Origin of the sequence: Parasphingomonas zepuensis (assembly GCF_036663735.1) — a bacterium.
Lineage (GTDB): Bacteria > Pseudomonadota > Alphaproteobacteria > Sphingomonadales > Sphingomonadaceae > Sphingomonas.
This window is the reverse complement of record NZ_JAXOJO010000004.1, coordinates 128,674-148,267: the sequence shown is the minus strand read 5'-3', so window position 1 is coordinate 148,267 and position 19,594 is coordinate 128,674. Positions and strand designations below refer to the sequence as shown.

Below are 19,594 nucleotides of genomic sequence, written 5' to 3'. Positions count from 1 at the left end.
GTGCAACAGGCTCAGAAACGCACCTTCGCGCCGACCCAGAAGGTGCGGCCATTGTCGTAATAAGCGCGCGGCACCGAAGGATCGCCGACGAAATAATACAGCTTCTTGTTGAGCAGATTCTGCGCGTCGGCCGTGATCGCGAGATATTTCGTGACATTGACGGTCACCGAGCCATCGAGCGATCCGAAATCGTCCTGCCACATCGGCGTGGCGCGATCGATGCCGGATCGGAACTTCGACCGGAAGGTATAGGCGAAGCGAGTCGAGAGCAGCGAGTTCTCGAAATAGCCGGTCAAATTGTAGGTATGCTTCGAATTGCCGTCGATCACCTCGCCATTGTCCCCCTTGGCGTCCGAATAGGTGTAGTTGGCCAGGAACCCGAAGCCGCCCCATATTGGCTGCTGCACGTTCACCTCGACGCCCTTGTTGGTCCCGCCCTGGCCGTTGACCGGGCCGGTGATCAGGAAGTCAGCACCGGCCGGGTGCTGCTGGGTGACCAGGAAGCGGGTCGAGGTCGTGGTGGTGATATAGGAGCTGATGTCGAGGTAGAACAGGTTCACCGAGACCAGCGCCTGCTTGCCGTAATACCATTCCGCCGCGACGTTGAACTGCCAGGCCCGGGTCGGATCGAGATAAGGATTGCCGCCCGCCGTGCCGGTGAGCGCGAGGTCGCTGAGGGTAAAGGCGCCGGCAAGCTGCGCATAGCCCGGCCGGGTCATCACCTTGGCGACGGCCGCGCGCAGCAGCAGGTCCGGCCGCGCATTATAGGTCAGATTGGCGCTGGGCAGGAAATCCCAATAGCCGCGGTTCACTCCGTTGGTGTCGCACCAATTCTGGTCGTCCGCCTGCTTGGGACAGAAGGGTGAGAAGACCTTCCCGCTTCCCCCCGTGGTCAACGGGTTGGGTGTATACTGGGTCGTATCGAGATTGGTGTGCACAGCGCGAATGCCGATATTGCCGCGCCAGTCGCTGTCGTTGCCGAGCTTGGCCATCGCATAGACTGCCTCGGTCTTTTCCTTCACCGAGAAGCTGGCCTGCGGATAGAAGGCGAACTGGCGACCGCCCTGGGTGGCCAGCGCTGCGAGTGTCTTGTCCTGATCGGCGACTGAATAAGGCGGCAGGCCGCCGATCCGCGACGCATAATCGTCCGGCGTCATCTCGCCGTCGAACACCGTGCCGAGGCCAACGCCCTTGGTCCCCGAATAGAGCCCATTGCCGGCCCAGGAATAGGCATCATAATTGAGCGAGCGCGTGTGATCGGTATAGCGGCCACCGACGCTGATCGATTTCAGGAAGCTGTTGTCGAATTCATATTCGGCATCGGCGCGGACATAGGTTTCCTCGTCCGGCGAGATGATCCGGCCGCCCCAGGACCAGCTGTAATAATTGTTGAGATAGGCGGCCGATTTCGGATCGGTCGGCAGACCGGGATAATTCACCGTCGCGCCCTTGCCGGCAAAGGCATAGTTCACGCCGGTATCCCAATAGGTCTCCCAGGCGAAGGTGTCGGTCGTGGCGCCCTTGCCCTTGGTATAGCCCACCTCGCCCGACAGGGTCAGATGGTCGCTCGGCTTCCACTTGGTCTCCAGGTTGAGCACCCAGGTCGATGAATAGGCTTTGCGGAAGATGTCGTCGTGCACGCGCCCCTGCACAGCCGATCCATCGGCTGCCGTCGCATTCCACGCCGCCTGAGTGAGATAGCCCTTATCGACCTTGTAGCTGGCGAGCGCATAGCCGGGCGTCCCGGGCGTCGAGTTGTTCCCGATCATCCGGCTGATCCAGGCCATGCTGTTGCGGTTGACGTTGTCGGCGTCCATCCGCGTATAGATGCCGTTCAGCGTCACCTCGAACCGGTCATCGGGCGCATATTGGATCGCCAGGGTGCCGCCCTTGCGCACCCTTTTCTGCGTGAAATAGGCCGATCCGATCAGATTGGGCGCCGTGACCGTCTGCCCCGAATTCGCGAAGTTGGTATAAGTGGTGAAGCCGAGGAACTCCTGCCCGTCGCGCCGGAACTCGCGCTCCTGATAGAAGCCGGCGGCAAGCACGCCGAAGGTGCCGGCCTCATTCTTCCAGCTGTACAGGCCCGAGACCTGGGGTTTCCAGCTGTCGGCCAGGTCGTTGTAATTGGCCTGGGCGGTCAGGCTGAAGGTATTGGCGTCGAAGTCGAGCGGCTTGCGGCTGTGCAGGTTGATCGTGCCGCCAATGCCGCCTTCGGGCAGGTCGGCCTGGGACGATTTGAACACTTCGAGCTTGCCGACGATCTCGGACGGCAACAGGCTGAAATCGAAGCTGCGCCCGCCCGAAGTCTGGTCGAGCACGAACCAGTCGCCCGTCGCGACGGAGTGCCCGTCGAGCAGAGTGAGGTTGAGCGTGGGATCGGTGCCGCGGATCGAGACCGAGCGGTTCTCGCCGAAGCCGCCGGCATTGGCCGATCCGGTGACGACGTTGACGCCGGTCAGGCGACCGAGCGAGTCGGCGACGTTCTTGTCGGGGAACTTGCCGATATCCTGCGCGGTGATGACTTCGGAGATGGTGTCGTTGAGGCGTTTCGCCTGGAGCGACGCCTCGAGCGAGGCGCGGATGCCGGTGACGACGATGTCGGTGGGTTCGTCTTCGGCTGGCGCGGTGCTTTGGCCGTTCGCCGAAGCCTCCTGCGCGAAGGCCGGACTGGCCATGGCCAGCGCCAGCACGCTTGCAGTACAGGTGAACATCGTCTTGTGAATCTTGACCATGATTTTTCCCCTTTAACCCCGGAATTGGACGCTACCAAAATACGACCAAAAGACTCGTGGATGCCCCTCCGGTTTGTTTTTGCCACCGGATAGGGCCTTCAGGAGGTCATAAAGGCGCAACGGTCATGAATTTGCAATACCAAAAACAATACCAGTTAAAAATAACTGCGCACTTTGGTATTGAAATGGCATTAACAGTTGGCTTAAGGATAACGTCTCAGGGGGTTCTGCATGTTCGTCGATCGCGTCGGAAATTTGATTAAGGGCGATACCGCGCCGCTGTATCAGCAGCTGCAGCGCGTGCTGCGCAGCGCGATCGAGCGCCAGGTGCTCGGCCCGGCCGAAGCGCTCCCGCCCGAGCGCGATCTCGCCATCGCCTACAATGTCTCCCGCGTCACCGTGCGCAAGGCGCTCGACGGGCTGGTCGATGCGCGGCTGCTGACGCGCAAACAGGGCGCCGGCACCTTCGTCGCGGCCCGGGTGGAAAAGAATTTCGCCACCATCTCGTCCTTTACCGAGGATATGCTGTCGCGCGGCCGCTCGCCGCGCAGCGAATGGCTTGCCCGTACCGAGGGCACGGTCGCGCCCGAGGAGGCCATGGCGCTCGGGCTCAGCCCCGGCAGCCAGGTCTATCGCTTCACCCGCATCCGCTATGCCGACGATGTCTCGATGGCGCTCGAATATGCCACCGTCCCGGCCAGCTCGCTGCCCTCGCTCGATGCCGTCGCCGAATCACTCTACGATGCGCTTGGTGCCGACCGTCCGGTGCGCGTGCTGCAACGCTTCCGCGCGGTGCTGTTCACGGACGAACAGGCCGAACTGCTCCGGATCGAGCGCAACGCCCCCGGGCTGGAGATCGAGCGGCGCGGCTATACCCAGGACGGGCGCACGGTCGAGTTCACCAAATCATGGTATCGCGGCGACGCCTATGATTTCGTCGCCGAACTCAACGTCCCGCCTGCCTGAGCCGGAGCTTCCTTTTGCCCGTTCCTATCGCCCCCGAAGATACGCTGATGTTCGCCGAGGCCGCCCAGGCGCCCGCCGTCGTTATGCTCCAGGCCGCCGTGCAGCGGGCGGCACGGGCAGCGCTGGCGACGGCGTTGCGCCAATCGCCACCGCGCGCGGTGGTGACGCTCGCGCGGGGCAGCTCGGACAACGCCGCAACGGTCGCGCGGTATCTCGTGGAAACCCATTTGCGGCTGATGACGAGTTCGGCGTCGCCTTCCGTTTCCTCCGTCTATGACGCTGCCCCAGATTATGACGGCACGCTCATGCTGGCGATCTCGCAGTCGGGCCGGAGTCCCGATCTCCTCGCCGCGGCGGGCATGGCCAGGCAGGGCGGCGCGCGGCTGGTCGCTCTGGTCAACGACGCTGCATCGCCCCTAGCCGCGCTCGCAGATACCTTCCTGCCGCTCGCCGCGGGGCCTGAAAAGAGCGTCGCGGCGACCAAGTCCTTCATCGCCAGCGTCGCCGCGCTGATTCACCTGATCGCCGCGTGGGACGAGGATGCCGTCCTGCTCCGCGCGCTCGACGACCTGCCGGCACTGCTTGAACGGGCCTGGGCCATGGACTGGTCCGAAGCCCTGCCCCCGCTGGTCGACGCGCGAAATCTTTACGTTGTCGCCCGTGGCCCCGGCTATGGCATCGCTCAGGAAATGGCGCTGAAGATCAAGGAAACCAGCGGCTTCCACGCCGAGGCCTTCAGCGCGGCCGAGGTCCGCCACGGCCCGATGGCGATCGTCGAAAAGGGCTTTCCGGTGCTCCTGCTCGGTCAGGACGACGAATCGCGCGAGAGCGTCGCCGGGCTCGCGCCCGAGTTCGCTGCACGCGGAGCGCTGGTGATCAGCGCCGGAGTCGGCGACGTGCCGGGCATCCGCCTGCCGGTCCTGGAGGCGCATCCGGTGCTGCAACCCTTGCTGCTGGTGCAGAGCTTCTACCGCCTCGCCAATGCGCTGGCGGTCGCGCGCGGCCGCGATCCCGATCGACCGCCCCACCTCGCCAAGGTCACCGAGACCGTTTGATGCTGACCGCTCTCATCAACGGCCAGGTGCTGCTGCCCTCCGGCCTGCGCGACGATATCTGCGTCGTGATCGGCGACGGCGAGATCCGCTCCGTCTCCTCCGCCCCGCCCGCCGACGCGGCGCTGGTCGATCTCGGCGGCAAGCTGCTGCTGCCCGGCTTCATCGACACACAGGTCAATGGCGGCGGCGGCGCGCTGTTCAACGACGATCCCAGCGTCGCCACGATCCGCACCATCGCGGCGACTCATGCGCGCTACGGCACGACCGGCCTGCTGCCGACCTTGATCAGCGACGATCTCACGGTGGTCGAACGCGGCATCCGCGCAGTGGACGCGGCGATCGAGGCGGGCGTGCCCGGCGTGCTCGGCATCCATATCGAGGGCCCGTTCCTCAGCGCGGCGCGGCGCGGCATCCATAGCGAGGGCAAGCTCCAGCCGCTGCGGGACGATCATCTCGACCTGCTGACGTCAGCGCAGCACGGCAGGACGCTCGTCACCCTCGCGCCCGAATGCGCGACCCCCGATCAGATCGCGCGCCTCGTCGTTCGCGGCGTGATCGTCGCGGCCGGCCATTCCGATGCTCCCTATGAGGTGGTGCGCGCGGCGATCGATGCCGGCCTGTCGGGCTTCACCCATTTGTTCAATGCGATGTCGCAGCTCGCCAATCGTGCGCCGGGCATGGTCGGCGCTGCGCTCGAGGACGATGCGACCTTTGCCGGGATCATCGCTGACGGGCATCATCTCCATCCGGCGACGCTCCGGGTAGCGGTCCGCGCCAAGGGCGCGCACCGGCTGATGCTGGTGACCGATGCCATGCCGAGCGTCGGCACCGATTCGCCGAGCTTCATGCTCCAGGGGCGCGAGATCTGGCGCGACGGCGATACGCTGCACGGTGCCGACGGCGTGCTCGCGGGATCGACCCTGACCATGGCCGGCGCGGTCGCGAACATGGTCTCGCAGGGCCGCGTCCCGCTGCGCGACGCCGTGGCGATGGCCTCGGCCACCCCGGCGGCATTTCTCGGCTTCGCCGGTCGCACCGGCATCATCGCCGCCGGCATGCGCGCCGATCTCGTCCTGGTCGACCGGGACTTCGCGGTGCACGAGACCTGGATCGGCGGCCAGCCCAGCGCCGCGCTGAGTCGGGCAGCTTAGGGGGCTGGCCGCCGCCATAGGCGCCGGCTCGATTCAACCTTCCGCCGAACATGGGACGGTACGCGCAGACGGGGTGCAATGGCCCCGTCCCGCTCTTTCACATGACCGGAAATATTGGACGGCTGCGCGCCCTTTTATCGCGAACCGACGGCCGTCTCCGCGTGTTTTTCCGCTGTTATCCCATAACAGGGAAAGCGACCGGAAGCCCCTGAAAAGACAAAAGGATTTACCCGGAAAATCCAACATAACAGGGAAAGAAAAAAATGGGCGATCAATAACGGGCCGGAACAGGCCCGGTGCCCGAGTCGCTGCCAGTCGTCGCCGCTCCTCAGCGCCCCATCATCTGGGCGATCTGGCGTCGCAGGCGTTCCTTGCTGTCCTCGCTCAGGCTCCCGCGAATCCCCCGGCGCTCGGCGGGGATGTGATCGGCCGGCGGGCCGAACACGACATGGTCGAACATCGCGCGCCAGGCGTCACGCTGAGTCTCGGGCAGGCCCGAAAAGGTCAGCATGGCGTGGATCATCGCATCGATCGGCGCGAGGCCGGGCTGCGGCGGCGGGGCCTCGTTCCACCAGTAATTGACCAGGATGCTCACCGGATCGAGCGAGCGGACATGGTGCCACCACATATGCGGGATGAAGATCGCATCGCCCGGCGCGAGCTCGGCCACCCGCGCCTGCATCATCGCGTCCGCCGCCAGCGGGAAGCGCGCGAGATCCGGCGCGTCCGGATCGACCAGGCTGACCGGCGTGCCCGCCGGCGTGAACTCGAACGGACCGATATAGAGGTTGCCGACCTGGTCGGGCGGGAACAAAGTGAAGCGGCGCCGGCCGGCCATCACCACGGCGATGTTGCTGTTCATGTCGTGATGCGTCGCGACCCGCACGCGGTTGCCGATCCAGATGCGCGGCGCCACCCCTTCCGGGACCAGGCCAATCCGGTTCTCCGAGGTGAAGCCCGGCAAGGCCTCGTCGATAGCAAGGGCCTGCGCGGCGATTGCCGGCGGCTCGGCTGCATCGGCAACGTCGCTCAATCGTGCGAACAGCGACGCGAGCGTGCCCCAGTGGCGGGTGAAGTTAAGCGCCGTCATGCCCGGCGCGTAGGACAACCATCCATCCGCCGCGGGCGGCGCGACCGCAATGCCGATCGTCGTCCCGGTGTCGAAGCGCGCGAGATAGGCAGCCGGGTCGGCGGCTCGCACCGCCGGCCAGTCGGTCGCGATCCCGCGCAGGATCGCCGGCTCGGACCGCGTCCGCAGATCGAGCGCGACGCCCGGCCCTATTTCCTCGATTCCGGGTAACGCCATGCCCCGATATGAACGCAAAGCGGCATGTGCGGCAACTGCAGCCATCGCTTCGATGCCGGCGGGCGGGCGAACCTGCTTTCAGCGCGTGAGCAGTTTCCGTCGCCCCACCACGATGAAACTCGCCGCGAACAGGAGCACGACGAACAGGTTCAGCCAGTCGAGCGGCGCAGGCCGGATCACGAAGCCGAGATGGGCCAGCATCGCCCAGCCGCCGCCGAACACGAGGATCATGTAGAAGGCCATATTGCCGGTCTCGTACGACAAGGTGCGGCCCAGTTCGTCGGACAGCCGCCAGGCAGCGATCCCGAGCGCCGTGAGGACGGCGATCAGCGCCAGTGCGCCCGCCAGGGCAGCCGTCGGCGATACCGGGCCTCCGGGCCCGGCAAGAGCCAGCAGGAGCAGCCACAGGCCGCAAGCAGCCGTCCAGGCAAAGCTGCAGAGAAACAACCGGCCGCGCTCGCGCATGTCTTCGCGGGCCGCCCCGTCATCGACGAAACTGGCGCTCGTGTGAGCACTCGCCACAGCGAGAGTACCGATGCAGGCGATGAGGATCAGGGTCGAGCCCGTCACGGCGGCAGCCCATTCCGAGACGCCGACCGCACCCCTGCCGGTCAGCGCGCTGAAACCCCATATGACGGTCAGGCCAGCAATGATGGCCACCGCGTTCTGGATGACGAAATTGCGAACGGTGCGGAGGCTGATCGGGCGCTTCCGGTTGCTGAAGCCAGTCACCGCCGTCGAGACGATCAACGCCAGGCCCAGCAACGCGACGACCTGCGTCGATCGGAATATCGCGCTCATGCTGTCCTTGTGCAGCAAGGCGGAGAAGCTCCACACGGCGAGGGTGTAGAATATGGCTCCCGCCGCACTCCAGGCCGCGAAATTGCGCCACTTGGGCATGGGCATGCTTTCTACCATTGCCATCACTCCTCTTCCGGTTCCCACTGGTCGATGAACAGCTCCGGCACGGCGACGCCGAACAGCTTCGCCATGCGCAGCGCGAGCGGCAGGCTCGGATCATATTTGTCGGTTTCGACCGCGTTGATCGTCTGGCGCGAGACGCCGAGCCGCCGGGCGAGCTCGCCCTGGCTCCATCCCCGCCCCTCGCGCATCCCTCTCAGTCGGTTTTCCAAGACAACACTCCTGCTGTAAAGAGCTCTTTACAGTCCCGACTCCGAAGTGTCAAGAACTCTTGACAGGGTGACGCCGGTCCTGACATCTGCACATCGACAGTGCAGGAATCATGCGGCCCTCCATCTCTCTCATTGTGATGCCTGCCCGGGCCCTCCTCTTTGGATGCCCCGATTGCGGCAGGATTGACCGTAGCCGAGACAAAGCCTACTAACCTAGGCTATAAAGCTAACATAGTAGCCAGTGTTCATGACTCTGGTGAAGCCGGTGAGGTCTCGTCGATTGTTTCCGACCGACCAGGACTTTGCAGATGTCCGCAAGCCATGTCGCGACCTGGCGATATGGCGAAGCCTTCACGAGGGGATCGTCTTATATGAAGTCCGCGATAGCCACGCTCCTTTCGCTGCTGCTGGCCGCCTCGCCTGCAAGTGCGATTTGCGCAGAAGTGTCTACCCCGCCGAAAAAAGCACAACCGGCCGGGCGCGTACGGATCGAGAAGCGCGTAATCCACTCCGCCGCCATTGCCGAGAACCTGCTCGGCACTTCCCCCGATCGTGACGTCTACGTCGCCCTGCCCCCAAGCTATGACCAACAGCCTGGCCGACGCTATCCAGTGGTTTACGCGCTGCACGGCTTCTCGATTAACGCGGCAAAGTGGCTGGACGAATTGCACGCCCAGGCGGCAATCGAGGCAGCTTTCGCCACGGGAACGCCCGAGATGATCATCGTCTTTCCCGACGGCAGCAACGAATATGGCGGCTCCTTCTATGGTCAGTCGCAGGTTACCGGCAATTTCGAGGACTTCATTGCCGAGGAACTGCCGGCCTTTATCGATCGAACCTATCGGTCGATCCCCCGGCCCGCATCACGCGGACTGATGGGCCACTCGATGGGCGGCTATGGTGCCGCGCGTATCGGCATGCGGCGGCCGGGACGGTTCGGCGCACTCTATCTGATGTCACCCTGTTGCCTCGCCCCGCTGGGCGTACAGGGACTGGCCACCGAGACGGTCGCGGAGATCGCCACCTTCAAGGCGCCATCCGACGCGGTGGGCTTGCCATTCAAATATGCCGGCCCGCTGGCGACGTCCGCGGCATTTTCTCCCAATCCGGCCAAGCCGCCATTGTTTGTCGATTTGCCGGTCAGCGAAACCGGCGAGTTGCGGCCCGACATCCTTGCCAAGCGGGCGGCCAACGCTCCGCTGGCCATCATTGATCAGCATGTTGCCGCACTGCGAAGCTATCGCGCGATCGGCATCGATGTCGGCGATCAGGATTCGATCGTTCCCGCCGCTACCCAGCTTCATAAAAACCTAGATAACTATGCTATCCCAAACCAGCTTGAGGTTTACCCGGGCAATCATACAAACAAAGTGTCATCGCGTTTCGAGACGGTCGTACTACCATTCTTCGGCAATACTTTAACCCGATGAACAACGAACATACTAAATATCTTGACGATTCGAAGCCGAAATCGAAGAAATACCGACGAATATTTACTAATGCCGCTTTAACATTTGTCTTCGTTGACACAGCTTCTCAGCCATTTTTGTTGAGATTGCTATGGGCAGACTTTCCGATCGCCATATACCAACCCAAATTTTCTATTTGCGAGCGCAGGGGCAGTTCGTTATAGCCGCTTAACCGGAAAAATATCCGGTATTGGAAGCGCGACTGGGTCAGCAAGGACAGGATTCCCTGCATCCACAACGCGCGCCTGCAACGGGATTAAAGGGAGATTGCGATGAAAAGACTGGAATTGGCGGCCATGACCGCCCTGGCCATCCCACTGGCGCTACTGGCCACCGCTGCATCGGCACAGGCTGTCCCGGCGGAAGATGCGCAAGGCGACACCCCCGAGCAGGCCGCGGACAATGGGGGCATCCAGGACATCATCGTTACCGCCACCCGGCGGTCGACCAACCTGCAGGATACCCCGATCGCGATCACCGCGGTCACGTCGGAATCCATGGCACAGCAGGGTATCACCAGCGTGGGTGAGCTCACCGCGGTTGTGCCCAACGCGCAGTTCCGCAAATCGCAGGGTGCGTTCGGTCCTGGCATCGACGCGACGATCCGCGGCATCGGCAACCGCGATACCAGCCTCGCCAGCGAGCCCGTGGTCGCCTTCTATCTGGACGACGTATATTATCCCACGCTGCTCGGCTCCAATTTCGATCTTCTCGAAATCGACCATATCGAAGTGCTGCGTGGTCCGCAGGGCACCTTGTTCGGCCGCAACTCGCTTGCCGGCGCGGTCAACATCGTCAGCACCCAGCCTTCGACAAATGAGGTGTCGGGCCGCGTCCAGGTGACCGCTGGTTCGTATGACCGCATGGATATCCGTGGGGCGCTCAACCTGCCACTGGGCGAGCGGCTTGCCTTGTCCGTGTCCGGCCTCGCGAAGAAGCGGACCGGTTATCAGAAAATCCTCGATTTCACCTGCGAAATGCAGCGGCGCGGTACACCGGAACTTGCGGGCTCGCTGCCGTATTCATCGCAGCTCAATATGCCGACTTCCGGGCACACCCCGAAGAGCTGCGTCGTCGGCCATCAGGGCGGCGAGGACGTTCAGGCCTATCGAGGATCGCTGCTGTGGAAGCCGGTTGACGACGTCAAGATCACCGTCACGGGAGATTATATTCGCGACACCAGCGAGAATAACGCCGACACCATCGTGAACATCGTCAACAACCGCGTGTCGTCAACCGTCGTCTCGGCGGCCGCGTCTTACGGCATCGTTTACGATAACCGGTTCGTCACGGGCAGTCCGTACAGCACCTTCGCCAGCTTCAGCGATCCCATCGCGGCCGGAACCGTCATTCCCGGCAACAGCTTCTATAACGGGCTGAAGGTTGGCGGCGTAGCGGTGCGCGGCGGTGCGCACTTCTCTCCGTTCATCGATCTCAAAAATTGGGGCGTCTCGGCGAAGCTCAACTGGGATGTCACGTCCGACATCAACTTCCTGGCGGTGGTATCTCATCGGAACATGATCGAGAACCATTCCTATGACGACGATGGCTCCCCCGTTAACGTGGTTTTGCGCTCGAACACCTTCTCCGAAAAATATTGGACCGCGGAAGCCCGCCTTTCAGGCCATAGCGCCCTCATCGACTGGGTGGTCGGCGGTTTCTATTTTACGGCGGACGGCTCGCAGCACGCTGCGTTCATATCTCCGCAAAGCTCTTTCCAGCGGCTGATCGACTCCGAATTCAACCCAACCAGCAAAGCGCTTTTCGCCAATGCGACGGTACGTCCATTCGGCGAAGACTTCGGTATCGTAGGCGGTTTGCGCTACTCGGACGACAAGAAGGTCGTCGATTTCTACAATGTGCTCGACACGTCCCCGAGCCCCAGCGACACCATTTTCTACGTCGTGCCGAAGCAGCGGCGGCTGGATTGGAAAGCTGGCCTGAATTACCAGGCCACGCGCAACGCCTTGATTTACGTCTCCGCCGCCACGGGCAACTCGCTCCCGGGCTTCGACCCACGCCCGCAGCAGCCATCCCAGATCGCCCAGTATGACGGCAATGACGACATCGCGTATGAGATCGGGGCCAAACTCGATCTACTCGATCGTCGGGTGCGTCTGAACGTCGCGGCTTTCTATACCGATTTCAAAAACCGGCCGACCTCGATATCGGGCGCGGAGGCGCTGCTCAATGCCAGTGGCCAGCCAGTCCCCGGGAACCGTACGCTGGTGCCTCTCGCTGGCGGGCCCGCCGGTTCCACCGCATGCGGGGTGCTGGTCCCGGCGAATACCGGCATCACTTGCCTCGGCCGCACCTATTATCGGAATCAACCGGCCAAGATCCGTGGCTTCGAGGCCGAATATACGATCAACCCGGTCGACAACCTGCTGATCAACGGTTCGATCGGCTATTCCAAGCTGACCGCACCGGACATTCGGGAAAGGCTGGTCAACAAGCGTCAGAATACCCCGTTCTGGACTGCCAATACCGGCATCCAATACGGCTTCGATATCGCCGCCCTGGCCGGATCAGTGACCCCGCGCATCGACTGGGTCTATGAATCGAGCCAGGTCGTTTCGGGAACGTCGACGACGTTCGATAACCTTTTGCCCGCCCGGTCGGTGTTCAATGCGCGCTTGACGTACAAGAACGACCCGCATGGCTTCAGCATCGCTGCCGGGGTAACGAACCTGTTCAAGAAAGTGTATTTCTACAACGTGTTCGACTCCCAGGCACTTGGCGCAGCCTATACCGGGGCGCAGCCGGCAGCGCCGCGCCAGTTCTACCTCACGCTCGAAAAGAGCTTCTAGACGCAAGGCGAGCCGGCTCGTCCGGCTCGCCGAACTGCCTGATGAAGATCAACGCGCGCGCGCCTGAGTGGTCGTTTCGACCGGCCAGGCCGCGCGCCGTTTGGCGGAAGCTGCGGTCGTGTAGGTAGTTTCGCGGCAGTTCAAACCGTGCCGGCGATCACACGCGCTCCAGCGCCAGTGCGACCCCCATGCCTACACCGACGCACAACGTCGCGAGGCCGAGCTTGCCGCCCGACTGCTCAAGTTGATGAACCAGCGTTAGCGCGAGGCGCGCGCCTGACATGCCCAGCGGGTGACCGAGCGCGATCGCACCGCCATTCGCGTTGACATGGGGGGCATCGTCCTCGAGCCTGAGCGCACGCAGCACGGCCAGGCTCTGGCTGGCGAACGCCTCGTTCAGTTCGATCGCGTCGAAGTCCCCAATCGAGAGACCAAGCCGCGCCATCAGCTTCTCCGTCGCCGGCACTGGCCCGATCCCCATCACCCGTGGCTCGACACCGGCTGAGGCGATCCCGAGGATCCGCGCCCGCGGGGTCAGGCCGTGAAGCTTCGCGGCGGCTTCGCTGGCGACGATCATCGCCGCCGCGCCGTCGTTGATGCCGGACGCGTTGCCGGCGGTTACCGTTCCGCTGGCGCCGAACAGCGGTTTCAGCGCCGCCAACGTCTCGATGCTCGTGCCCGCCCGGGGATGTTCGTCGGAATTGACAAGAAGGATTTCGCCGCGCTTCCGGCCCGGCGTGGCAACTGGAATGATTTCGGCGGCATGAAAGCCAGCCTCGCGGGCAAGGTTCGCGCGCTGCTGGCTGCGCAGGGCAAAGGCATCCTGGTCGGCCCTGGTGACGTTGAATGCTTCCGCCACGTTTTCACCGGTGCGGGGCATGGTTTCGGTGCCGTAAAGCGCGTCGAGCGCCGGGTTGACGAAGCGCCAGCCCATGGTCGTATCCATGAGCGTCTGATCACGGGCGAACGCGCCCTCCGCCTTGGCCATGACGAACGGCGCCCGGCTCATGCTTTCGACGCCCCCCGCGATCGCGATCGCCATCTCGCCCGACAGGATCGCCCGCGCCGCAGCGCCGACCGCTTCGAGACCCGACGCGCACAACCGGTTGAGCGTGACGCCCGGGACCGTTGCGGGGAGCCCGGCCAGCAGCAGGCTCATTCGCGCCACGTTGCGATTATCCTCGCCCGCCTGGTTGGCGCAGCCGTTGAACACCTCCTCGATCGCCGTGGGATCAAGCCCGGAATTGCGCTCGGCCAACGCCTTCAACGGGATAGCGCCAAGATCGTCTGCCCGTACCCCAGCCAAGCCTCCGCCATAGCGCCCGACCGGCGTACGAACGGCGTCGCAGATGAAGGCATCAGTCAACTATCGTCCCTTTCAACGTGAAATCAGGCAGTGCGAAGCGGCGCGTCGGCCAGTGGAACGCCGGTGAGGCGCCTCAGCTCGTCAAGGCTGAGACCGTCGACCATCTCGGTCACCACGGCACCGGCGCGACCGATGTCGAACACCGCAAGGTCAGTGTAGACGCGCGAAACGCAGGCGAGTCCGGTCAACGGATAGGTACATTCGGCGACGAGCTTGCTCTCCCCTTGCCTGGTCAGCAATTCCATCATCACGAACGTCTGCTTGGCGCCGATCGCGAGGTCCATCGCACCACCGACGGCCGGAATCGCGCCCGGCTCCCCGGTGTGCCAGTTGGCGATGTCACCGGCCACCGAGACCTGAAACGCGCCCAGAACGCAGATATCGATATGGCCGCCGCGCATCATGGCGAAGCTGTCGGCATGATGGAAATAAGCGCCGCCAGCGAGAAGCGTGACGGCTTGCTTGCCCGCGTTGATCAGCTCCCAATCCTCCTCGCCGGCCGCGGCCGCCGGGCCCATGCCGAGCAGGCCATTTTCGCTCTGGAGGAAGATCTCGCGATCCACCGGCAGGAAATCGGCCACCCTGGTGGGCAAACCGATGCCAAGATTGACATAGGCGCCTTCGGGAATGTCCTGCGCGACACGCTGCGCCATCTGGCTTCGATCGAGGCGGATCATCTGAAAACCTCCTTCACGCGGCGATGGCAGCGGATGCAGCGGGGATTTCCACCACCCGCTGGACGAAGATACCCGGCGTCACGATCGCTTCCGGATCGAGCGCGCCGAGTTCGACGACCTGCGAAACCTGTGCGATGCAGGTGGCGGCAGCCATCGCCATTATCGGGCCGAAGTTGCGCGCGGTCTTGCGATAGACAAGGTTACCCCAGCGATCGCCATGATGTGCCTTGATCAAGGCGAAGTCGGCATGGATCGGATATTCGAGCACATAGTCCCGGCCCGAGATCCGGCGCGTTTCCTTGCCGTCGGCAAGTTGGGTGCCAAACCCCGTCGGGGTAAATATCGCTCCCAAGCCAGCGCCTGCAGCCTGAATGCGCGCGGCCAGATTGCCCTGCGGGACCAGTTCCAGATCGATCTCGCCGGCACGAAACCGCGCGTCGAAGTGGTGGGAATCGATCTGGCGCGGAAAGGAGCAAATGATCTTCCGGACTCGTCCGGCCTTGATCAGCGCGGCCACGCCGGTCTCACCATTTCCGGCATTGTTGCTAATGATGGTCAGGTCACCGACGTTGGAGGCAATTACCGCGTCGATAAGCTCGTCCGGCATTCCCGCCGTGCCGAAGCCACCGACCATCACGGAGGCACCGTCGAACAGGCCGGCAACGGCTGCGCCGGCAGTGGCGAACGTCTTGTCGATCATAGTCGCTCTTGAACTCCGTTGGTGCGGCTGGCCGGCCCGGTCGGCATCTCTGATCCGACGGCCACCCCGGTCCGAACCGACCGCCACGCCAGCTGTACAACCCACGTTGGGACGGGCTCAGCCCGACCGGGTCCGCTCAGTCTCGAAGCGCGCGGCAGAGACCATCAGGATGCCGCCCAGCGCAGCGGCGAAGGCGACGATACCCAAGGAATAACGCAGCGCATCAGTGCCGAGCGACGCGAAGATCGTGTCATTCATGATGCCGATGCTCGTTGGCCCGATGAGGTCGGCGATCAGGTTGCTGACGAGCAGGGCGACGGCCAGACCGGTTGCGCGCAGGCCGGCACCCGAAACATCCATACAGATGGCAACGGCGGATGCTTGCGAACCCATGATGAGCATGCCGGTCAACAGATATGCCGGCATCCAGACCCAGTAGCTGTCAGCCATCAGATAGGTCAGTTCGGCCGGCGCGCCCAGGATCAGCATCCCGCCCGGCACCCAGAAGCGCCAGCGATGATCGCGTCGCGCGAAATGATCGGTCACCCAGGCCCCGACCAGCGAACCGATCAGCAGCGCCGGACCGCGCGAGATCCCCGACAACACACCGATTTCGGTCGGCGACAGTTCGCGGACGCGCGCGAGGAAAGCGGCCGCCCAGGCGCTGTTGGCCTGCAAGGTCACACCCGAAAGCGCAAATCCGGCAAGAACCAGCAGAAATGCGGGCGAACGGCGCCACTGAGCCCAGGCTTCGCGCATGCTGACCGGCTTGACGGTCTTGCCATCGGTCCCCTTCTCACGATCGGGCTCACGCACCGTGAAGATCATCAGGGGGACGAACAGGATCGCTGGCAAGGCCAGGACGTAAAAGGACGCGCGCCAGCCATATGTGTCCGAGATATGGCCCAGGCTGCTCATCATCACCAAAACGACGATGGCGCTGAATACGCGCAAGCCCGCCAGCGCCATCCGTCGGTTCCGGGGCGGGACCAGATCGTTGACCATCGCACTGGACGGCGCATTGCCAGACGCTTCGCCGATGCCAAGCAGCATTCGGGTAAAGAGCAGGCCGGCAAAGTTGGTCACCATGCCGATCGTGCCCATGATGAAGCTGTAGAAGCCGAAGCCGATGGCGATGATGTCCCGGCGGCTGTACCGTTCGGCAAGACGCGCGAGCGGAACCCCGGCAATGGCGTTGAGCAGGAAGAAGCCAATGCCGGCGGCAATGCTCATCTGGGTATCGGACGCCCCCAGCTCGAGCTTGATCGATTCGAGATTGAGCGCCAGCAACCCCCGATCGACCATGTTGAAACCGGCCAGGACGCCAAGCAGCGCCAGGGTCCAGAGCTGCTGCCCGGAGAGTTTCGCGCGCTTTTCCCCAGCGATAGGGGCCGCGTCATTGGCGGGGACAACCACGCTCAATGCCTTGCGCCCGCGCCGCGGCGACGTTTGACTTCGCCTGGCTCGAGATAGCCGTCATGGTCGGAATCGAGCGCACTCAGGGCTGGAGCAGCCCTGCCGGCTGACTTCCATTCACTAGCCGAAATGCGTCCGTCGTTGTTTGCATCGATGGGCGCCATTTCACCCAGGCGCGCGGACAGGGGCAGCGGCTTCGACTGAAGCAGGCCAATCGCCCCCAGCACCGCCGAGGCGATGGCGAAGCAAATTCCCGCCATCTGCGGACGATCCATGCGTGCCTCTCCCTATAAGCGAGATTCGCACTGCGATCCCGCGCTCCCTGAACCAAAACCTATATATCCAGTTTTTAGGTCAGTAAAGGGCTAGATGGAGGTCGATCGGCACCAAGCGGCCCTTCAGTGCGAATTCCTCTCGGCAACGCGTTCTCGCTCGCTGCTGATCGCCGGAAGTCATTTCGACTTGATGTTGAGCCGAACCACGTCGCCACGATAGGTGTTGCGCGCAAATAGCACCAGCATTCCGTCCGTGTCGGTGACGTACCGCTCGATCTGCGCGACCGGTGCGTTGAGCGCGATCTGCAAGGCATCCGATGCCACAAGATCAGCCACACTGATCGTCATGATCTGTTCGACGTCGGCAATGATCAGTCCGTCGATATCCGCAACCAGCTTCAGCGCAGTCCGGTTGGTGAAGGCCGCCCGGGGAATCTTGTTGGCCCATTTTTCCGAAATGAACACTTCGGCGATCATGTAGGGCTGGTCCTCACGCCAGTGTCGGCGGCGCAGTTTGCGATACGTCCCGTCCGCCAGGCCGAATTCGATCTTGCCGCTGATGCCAACCTTGCGTTCTTCATCAAGCAATTCGATTTGCGCGCCTTCCCGGGCCTGCAACAGACCAAGGAAGTTGGTTTCCAGCTGGCACCAGCTTTGTTCGCGCGGCGCGGCCGTCACGAACGTGCCCTTGGCGCGGAAACGACGGATCAGCCCGTCAGCCGCAAGCATGCCAAGCGCCTGACGCACCGTCTCTCGCGCTACGTCGTAGGACTCGGCCAATTCGATTACCGTGGGGATCTGGCTGCCGACTTCCCATATTCCGGTTTCGATATGCCGCCGGAAGACAGTTGCCAGCTGGTGGTAGCGGGCAATGCCCCGGGTGCTGTGGTCCGCCTTGGCGTCGCCAGGCTGGCTGCCGGATGTCCACAAGGCGGGCTGGGAGGCATGCGGTTTCACAGCCTATCTCCTTCGAAATCAGGCCGAGAGTAGCTGGCGGGCAGCTGAGCGCAAAAGGCTTTGATCATTTCCCATGATATACCAGTTTGCTCCCAATTGCGCGTAACGACGTCGCTCGGCCTCGCTCGACACCACCACGCCCTTGATCTTGCCGCTGGCACGAACCGCGGAAAAGATCGCCAGCACGACCTCTTCCACCCTTGGTGAAGCCGTATCGCTCTCGCCCATCGCGATGGCCAGGTCGGCACGCCCGACGACGATCCCGTCGACTCCGTCCTGCGCCAGGATGGCGCCGGCCTGCGCCGCGGCGTCCGGATGCTCGATCTGAACGAGGACCTGGGCACGGTCCGCCGCATCGATGATGTCGCGCATGGTGTGCGTGCCATAGCCTGCGTGGCGCGGCGCACTGGAGAAGCCGCGCGTGCCACCACGGTAACGCGCATTGGCAACCGCCGCCCGGGCCATCTCCACCGACGCGATATGCGGCACCATCACTCCGGCGGCGCCAAGATCGAGCGCCCCGCCGATCGAACTGGCGCGCGCGTCCGCGACCCGCACCAGCAGCGGCAGGCCGGCGGCGCGCCCGGCAAGCAGCATCAGATCAAGCGTCACCCGATCGAACGGGGCATGTTCGGCATCGATCACCGCGAAATCGGGGCCCGCCAGCGCGATGATCTCGACGATCTGTGGCGCCGGCGTCTTGATGAACAGGCCGCGCGGGCCGTCCGCGATCATGCCTGCCGCTCGACCGGGGCGGCATATTCCCCCGCGTTGAAGACCCAGTTCCTCGCGATGAAATCCTGCCGCGGCGGCGCGAAGACATCGACGAGCACGTGCCGTCCGTCGCCATTACCCTCTGTCGTATGGATGATCTCCGGGGGGATGATGACGACGCTGGCCGGCCCGGCGACGAGATGCAGGTCTTCACGCCACGCCTCCGCGTCGCGACCCCAGGGGGTACGCAAGTGATGAACGAAGCTGCCGTCGATCGCCAGGGTCGCCTGCTCGGCGTCGGCATGCGCGTGGGGGCTCAACGCGCCGCGATCACGGGCGCCATCATATTCGACCCAGTTCAGGCTCATCGTTTCGCTCTGGATGAAGCGCAGCCTGCCATTGTCGGGCGGTATCGCCACGTCTTCGATGCGGTAGATGCGAAGCTGGTCCAGGAATGCAATGCGGGCATAGGGCGCGCCAACCGCGCGCACACGTTCATCGGGCGCGGCATAGGCCCTCGCATTGATGGTTTCGACGCCGCCGGCTGCGTCGGAACGGTCGGTTGCGAGGATATATACATCGCCCGCGCCGACCTTCTCGACTGCATAGGTCCCGGCGGGCAGAATGGCGATGGCGTGGCCGGGCAAATCCCCCTGATGGTCTCCGGACAGCCTTGCGCCGGTTTCGGGCAACAGGATGATGATTTCGGTGCGCGAGGCAAACGAATAGCCGCCGCCCGGCTCACCGCAGATTCGTTCGATCGTGAAGTTCTGCCCCCGTGCGGCGGCACGGCCCGGCTGCACGCCGTGCGATTGCAGATCCAGAAACAGGGGCGGTCGGAGGGGTTGGGTCATGCGCTGATGG

At 63.7% G+C, this 19,594-nt stretch carries 17 protein-coding genes; 5 read left to right on the top strand and 12 right to left on the bottom strand.

Annotated features, from left to right (window positions below; genetic code table 11):
* Positions 1-11 precede the first annotated feature (11 nt).
* Entirely contained in the window at positions 12-2,735 is a 2,724-nt protein-coding gene (locus tag U1769_RS15835; protein WP_332717889.1) for a TonB-dependent receptor, read from the bottom strand.
* 231 nt (positions 2,736-2,966) lie between these two features.
* On the opposite strand from U1769_RS15835, the gene U1769_RS15830 reads away from it, so the two are divergent.
* The 3 genes from U1769_RS15830 to nagA are packed head-to-tail and all read left to right on the top strand — an operon-like array spanning position 2,967 to position 5,907.
* Entirely contained in the window at positions 2,967-3,701 is a 735-nt protein-coding gene (locus tag U1769_RS15830) for a GntR family transcriptional regulator (RefSeq protein ID WP_332717887.1), read from the top strand.
* A 47-nt stretch (positions 3,702-3,748) separates the two neighbouring features.
* Positions 3,749-4,756 carry an SIS domain-containing protein gene (locus U1769_RS15825; RefSeq protein WP_332718728.1) on the top strand — a complete coding sequence of 336 codons (1,008 nt, stop codon included), beginning with the start codon at positions 3,749-3,751 and terminating at the stop codon, positions 4,754-4,756.
* A complete protein-coding gene (gene nagA / locus U1769_RS15820; RefSeq protein WP_332717885.1) occupies positions 4,756-5,907 on the top strand; it encodes an N-acetylglucosamine-6-phosphate deacetylase in 1,152 nt (383 codons plus the stop codon). The genes U1769_RS15825 and nagA overlap by 1 nt, the downstream gene beginning before the upstream one ends.
* Positions 5,908-6,235: 328 nt before the next feature.
* Here nagA and U1769_RS15815 read toward each other — a convergent pair whose 3' ends face one another.
* The 3 genes from U1769_RS15815 to U1769_RS15805 all read right to left on the bottom strand — a co-directional run bounded on the left by U1769_RS15815 (position 6,236) and on the right by U1769_RS15805 (position 8,346).
* The gene (locus U1769_RS15815; RefSeq protein WP_332717883.1) at positions 6,236-7,213 is read right to left on the bottom strand and encodes a cupin-like domain-containing protein; all 978 of its coding nucleotides are present in this window, start codon (positions 7,211-7,213) and stop codon (positions 6,236-6,238) included.
* Between the two features lie 78 nt (positions 7,214-7,291).
* Complete coding sequence (locus U1769_RS15810; protein ID WP_332717881.1) at positions 7,292-8,119, bottom strand: hypothetical protein; 828 nt, start codon at positions 8,117-8,119, stop codon at positions 7,292-7,294.
* Positions 8,120-8,136: 17 nt separating this feature from the next.
* Complete coding sequence (locus U1769_RS15805) at positions 8,137-8,346, bottom strand: helix-turn-helix transcriptional regulator (protein ID WP_332717879.1); 210 nt, start codon at positions 8,344-8,346, stop codon at positions 8,137-8,139.
* 308 nt (positions 8,347-8,654) lie between these two features.
* Here U1769_RS15805 and U1769_RS15800 point away from each other — a divergent pair, with 308 nt between their 5' ends.
* On the top strand, positions 8,655-9,776 hold the full coding sequence (locus tag U1769_RS15800; protein ID WP_332717877.1) for an alpha/beta hydrolase: 1,122 nt from the start codon (positions 8,655-8,657) through the stop codon (positions 9,774-9,776).
* A gap of 311 nt (positions 9,777-10,087) precedes the next feature.
* Positions 10,088-12,625, top strand: coding sequence for a TonB-dependent receptor (locus tag U1769_RS15795; RefSeq protein ID WP_332717875.1), 2,538 nt, complete (start codon positions 10,088-10,090; stop codon positions 12,623-12,625).
* Positions 12,626-12,782: 157 nt separating this feature from the next.
* On the opposite strand, the gene pcaF is transcribed toward U1769_RS15795, so the two are convergent.
* The 8 genes from pcaF to U1769_RS15755 all read right to left on the bottom strand — a co-directional run bounded on the left by pcaF (position 12,783) and on the right by U1769_RS15755 (position 19,584).
* Positions 12,783-13,991: a 3-oxoadipyl-CoA thiolase gene (gene pcaF, locus U1769_RS15790; RefSeq protein WP_332717873.1), complete on the bottom strand. Its 1,209-nt coding sequence runs from the start codon at positions 13,989-13,991 to the stop codon at positions 12,783-12,785.
* 23 nt (positions 13,992-14,014) lie between these two features.
* A complete protein-coding gene (locus U1769_RS15785) occupies positions 14,015-14,668 on the bottom strand; it encodes a 3-oxoacid CoA-transferase subunit B (RefSeq protein WP_332717871.1) in 654 nt (217 codons plus the stop codon).
* A gap of 13 nt (positions 14,669-14,681) precedes the next feature.
* Positions 14,682-15,368, bottom strand: coding sequence for a 3-oxoacid CoA-transferase subunit A (locus tag U1769_RS15780; protein ID WP_332717869.1), 687 nt, complete (start codon positions 15,366-15,368; stop codon positions 14,682-14,684).
* 117 nt (positions 15,369-15,485) lie between these two features.
* Positions 15,486-16,784, bottom strand: coding sequence for an MFS transporter (locus U1769_RS15775; protein WP_332718726.1), 1,299 nt, complete (start codon positions 16,782-16,784; stop codon positions 15,486-15,488).
* Positions 16,785-16,786: 2 nt separating this feature from the next.
* Positions 16,787-17,059, bottom strand: a complete 273-nt coding sequence (locus tag U1769_RS15770) for an EF-hand domain-containing protein (protein ID WP_332717867.1) — start codon at positions 17,057-17,059, stop codon at positions 16,787-16,789.
* Positions 17,060-17,236: 177 nt separating this feature from the next.
* Positions 17,237-18,016 (bottom strand): GntR family transcriptional regulator, encoded by a 780-nt coding sequence (locus U1769_RS15765; protein ID WP_332717865.1) that lies wholly within the window; start codon positions 18,014-18,016, stop codon positions 17,237-17,239.
* Between the two features lie 18 nt (positions 18,017-18,034).
* Entirely contained in the window at positions 18,035-18,751 is a 717-nt protein-coding gene (locus U1769_RS15760; protein WP_332717863.1) for an HpcH/HpaI aldolase family protein, read from the bottom strand.
* Positions 18,748-19,584, bottom strand: a complete 837-nt coding sequence (locus U1769_RS15755) for a cupin domain-containing protein (RefSeq protein ID WP_332717861.1) — start codon at positions 19,582-19,584, stop codon at positions 18,748-18,750. Before U1769_RS15755 ends, U1769_RS15760 begins: the two co-directional genes overlap by 4 nt.
* Between the last annotated feature and the right edge of the window lie 10 nt (positions 19,585-19,594).

What these genes read in the sequence shown, in the direction of transcription:
- U1769_RS15800 (WP_332717877.1), top strand. Translation starts at nt 8,655, where the DNA reads ATGTCCGCAAGCCATGTCGCGACCTGGCGATATGGCGAAGCCTTCACG.
- U1769_RS15780 (WP_332717869.1), bottom strand. Translation starts at nt 15,368, where the DNA reads ATGATCGACAAGACGTTCGCCACTGCCGGCGCAGCCGTTGCCGGCCTG.
- nagA (WP_332717885.1), top strand. Translation starts at nt 4,756, where the DNA reads ATGCTGACCGCTCTCATCAACGGCCAGGTGCTGCTGCCCTCCGGCCTG.
- U1769_RS15785 (WP_332717871.1), bottom strand. Translation starts at nt 14,668, where the DNA reads ATGATCCGCCTCGATCGAAGCCAGATGGCGCAGCGTGTCGCGCAGGAC.
- U1769_RS15795 (WP_332717875.1), top strand. Translation starts at nt 10,088, where the DNA reads ATGAAAAGACTGGAATTGGCGGCCATGACCGCCCTGGCCATCCCACTG.
- U1769_RS15825 (WP_332718728.1), top strand. Translation starts at nt 3,749, where the DNA reads ATGTTCGCCGAGGCCGCCCAGGCGCCCGCCGTCGTTATGCTCCAGGCC.
- U1769_RS15770 (WP_332717867.1), bottom strand. Translation starts at nt 17,059, where the DNA reads ATGGATCGTCCGCAGATGGCGGGAATTTGCTTCGCCATCGCCTCGGCG.
- U1769_RS15755 (WP_332717861.1), bottom strand. Translation starts at nt 19,584, where the DNA reads ATGACCCAACCCCTCCGACCGCCCCTGTTTCTGGATCTGCAATCGCAC.
- U1769_RS15835 (WP_332717889.1), bottom strand. Translation starts at nt 2,735, where the DNA reads ATGGTCAAGATTCACAAGACGATGTTCACCTGTACTGCAAGCGTGCTG.
- U1769_RS15830 (WP_332717887.1), top strand. Translation starts at nt 2,967, where the DNA reads ATGTTCGTCGATCGCGTCGGAAATTTGATTAAGGGCGATACCGCGCCG.
- U1769_RS15810 (WP_332717881.1), bottom strand. Translation starts at nt 8,119, where the DNA reads ATGCCCATGCCCAAGTGGCGCAATTTCGCGGCCTGGAGTGCGGCGGGA.
- U1769_RS15760 (WP_332717863.1), bottom strand. Translation starts at nt 18,751, where the DNA reads ATGATCGCGGACGGCCCGCGCGGCCTGTTCATCAAGACGCCGGCGCCA.
- U1769_RS15815 (WP_332717883.1), bottom strand. Translation starts at nt 7,213, where the DNA reads ATGGCGTTACCCGGAATCGAGGAAATAGGGCCGGGCGTCGCGCTCGAT.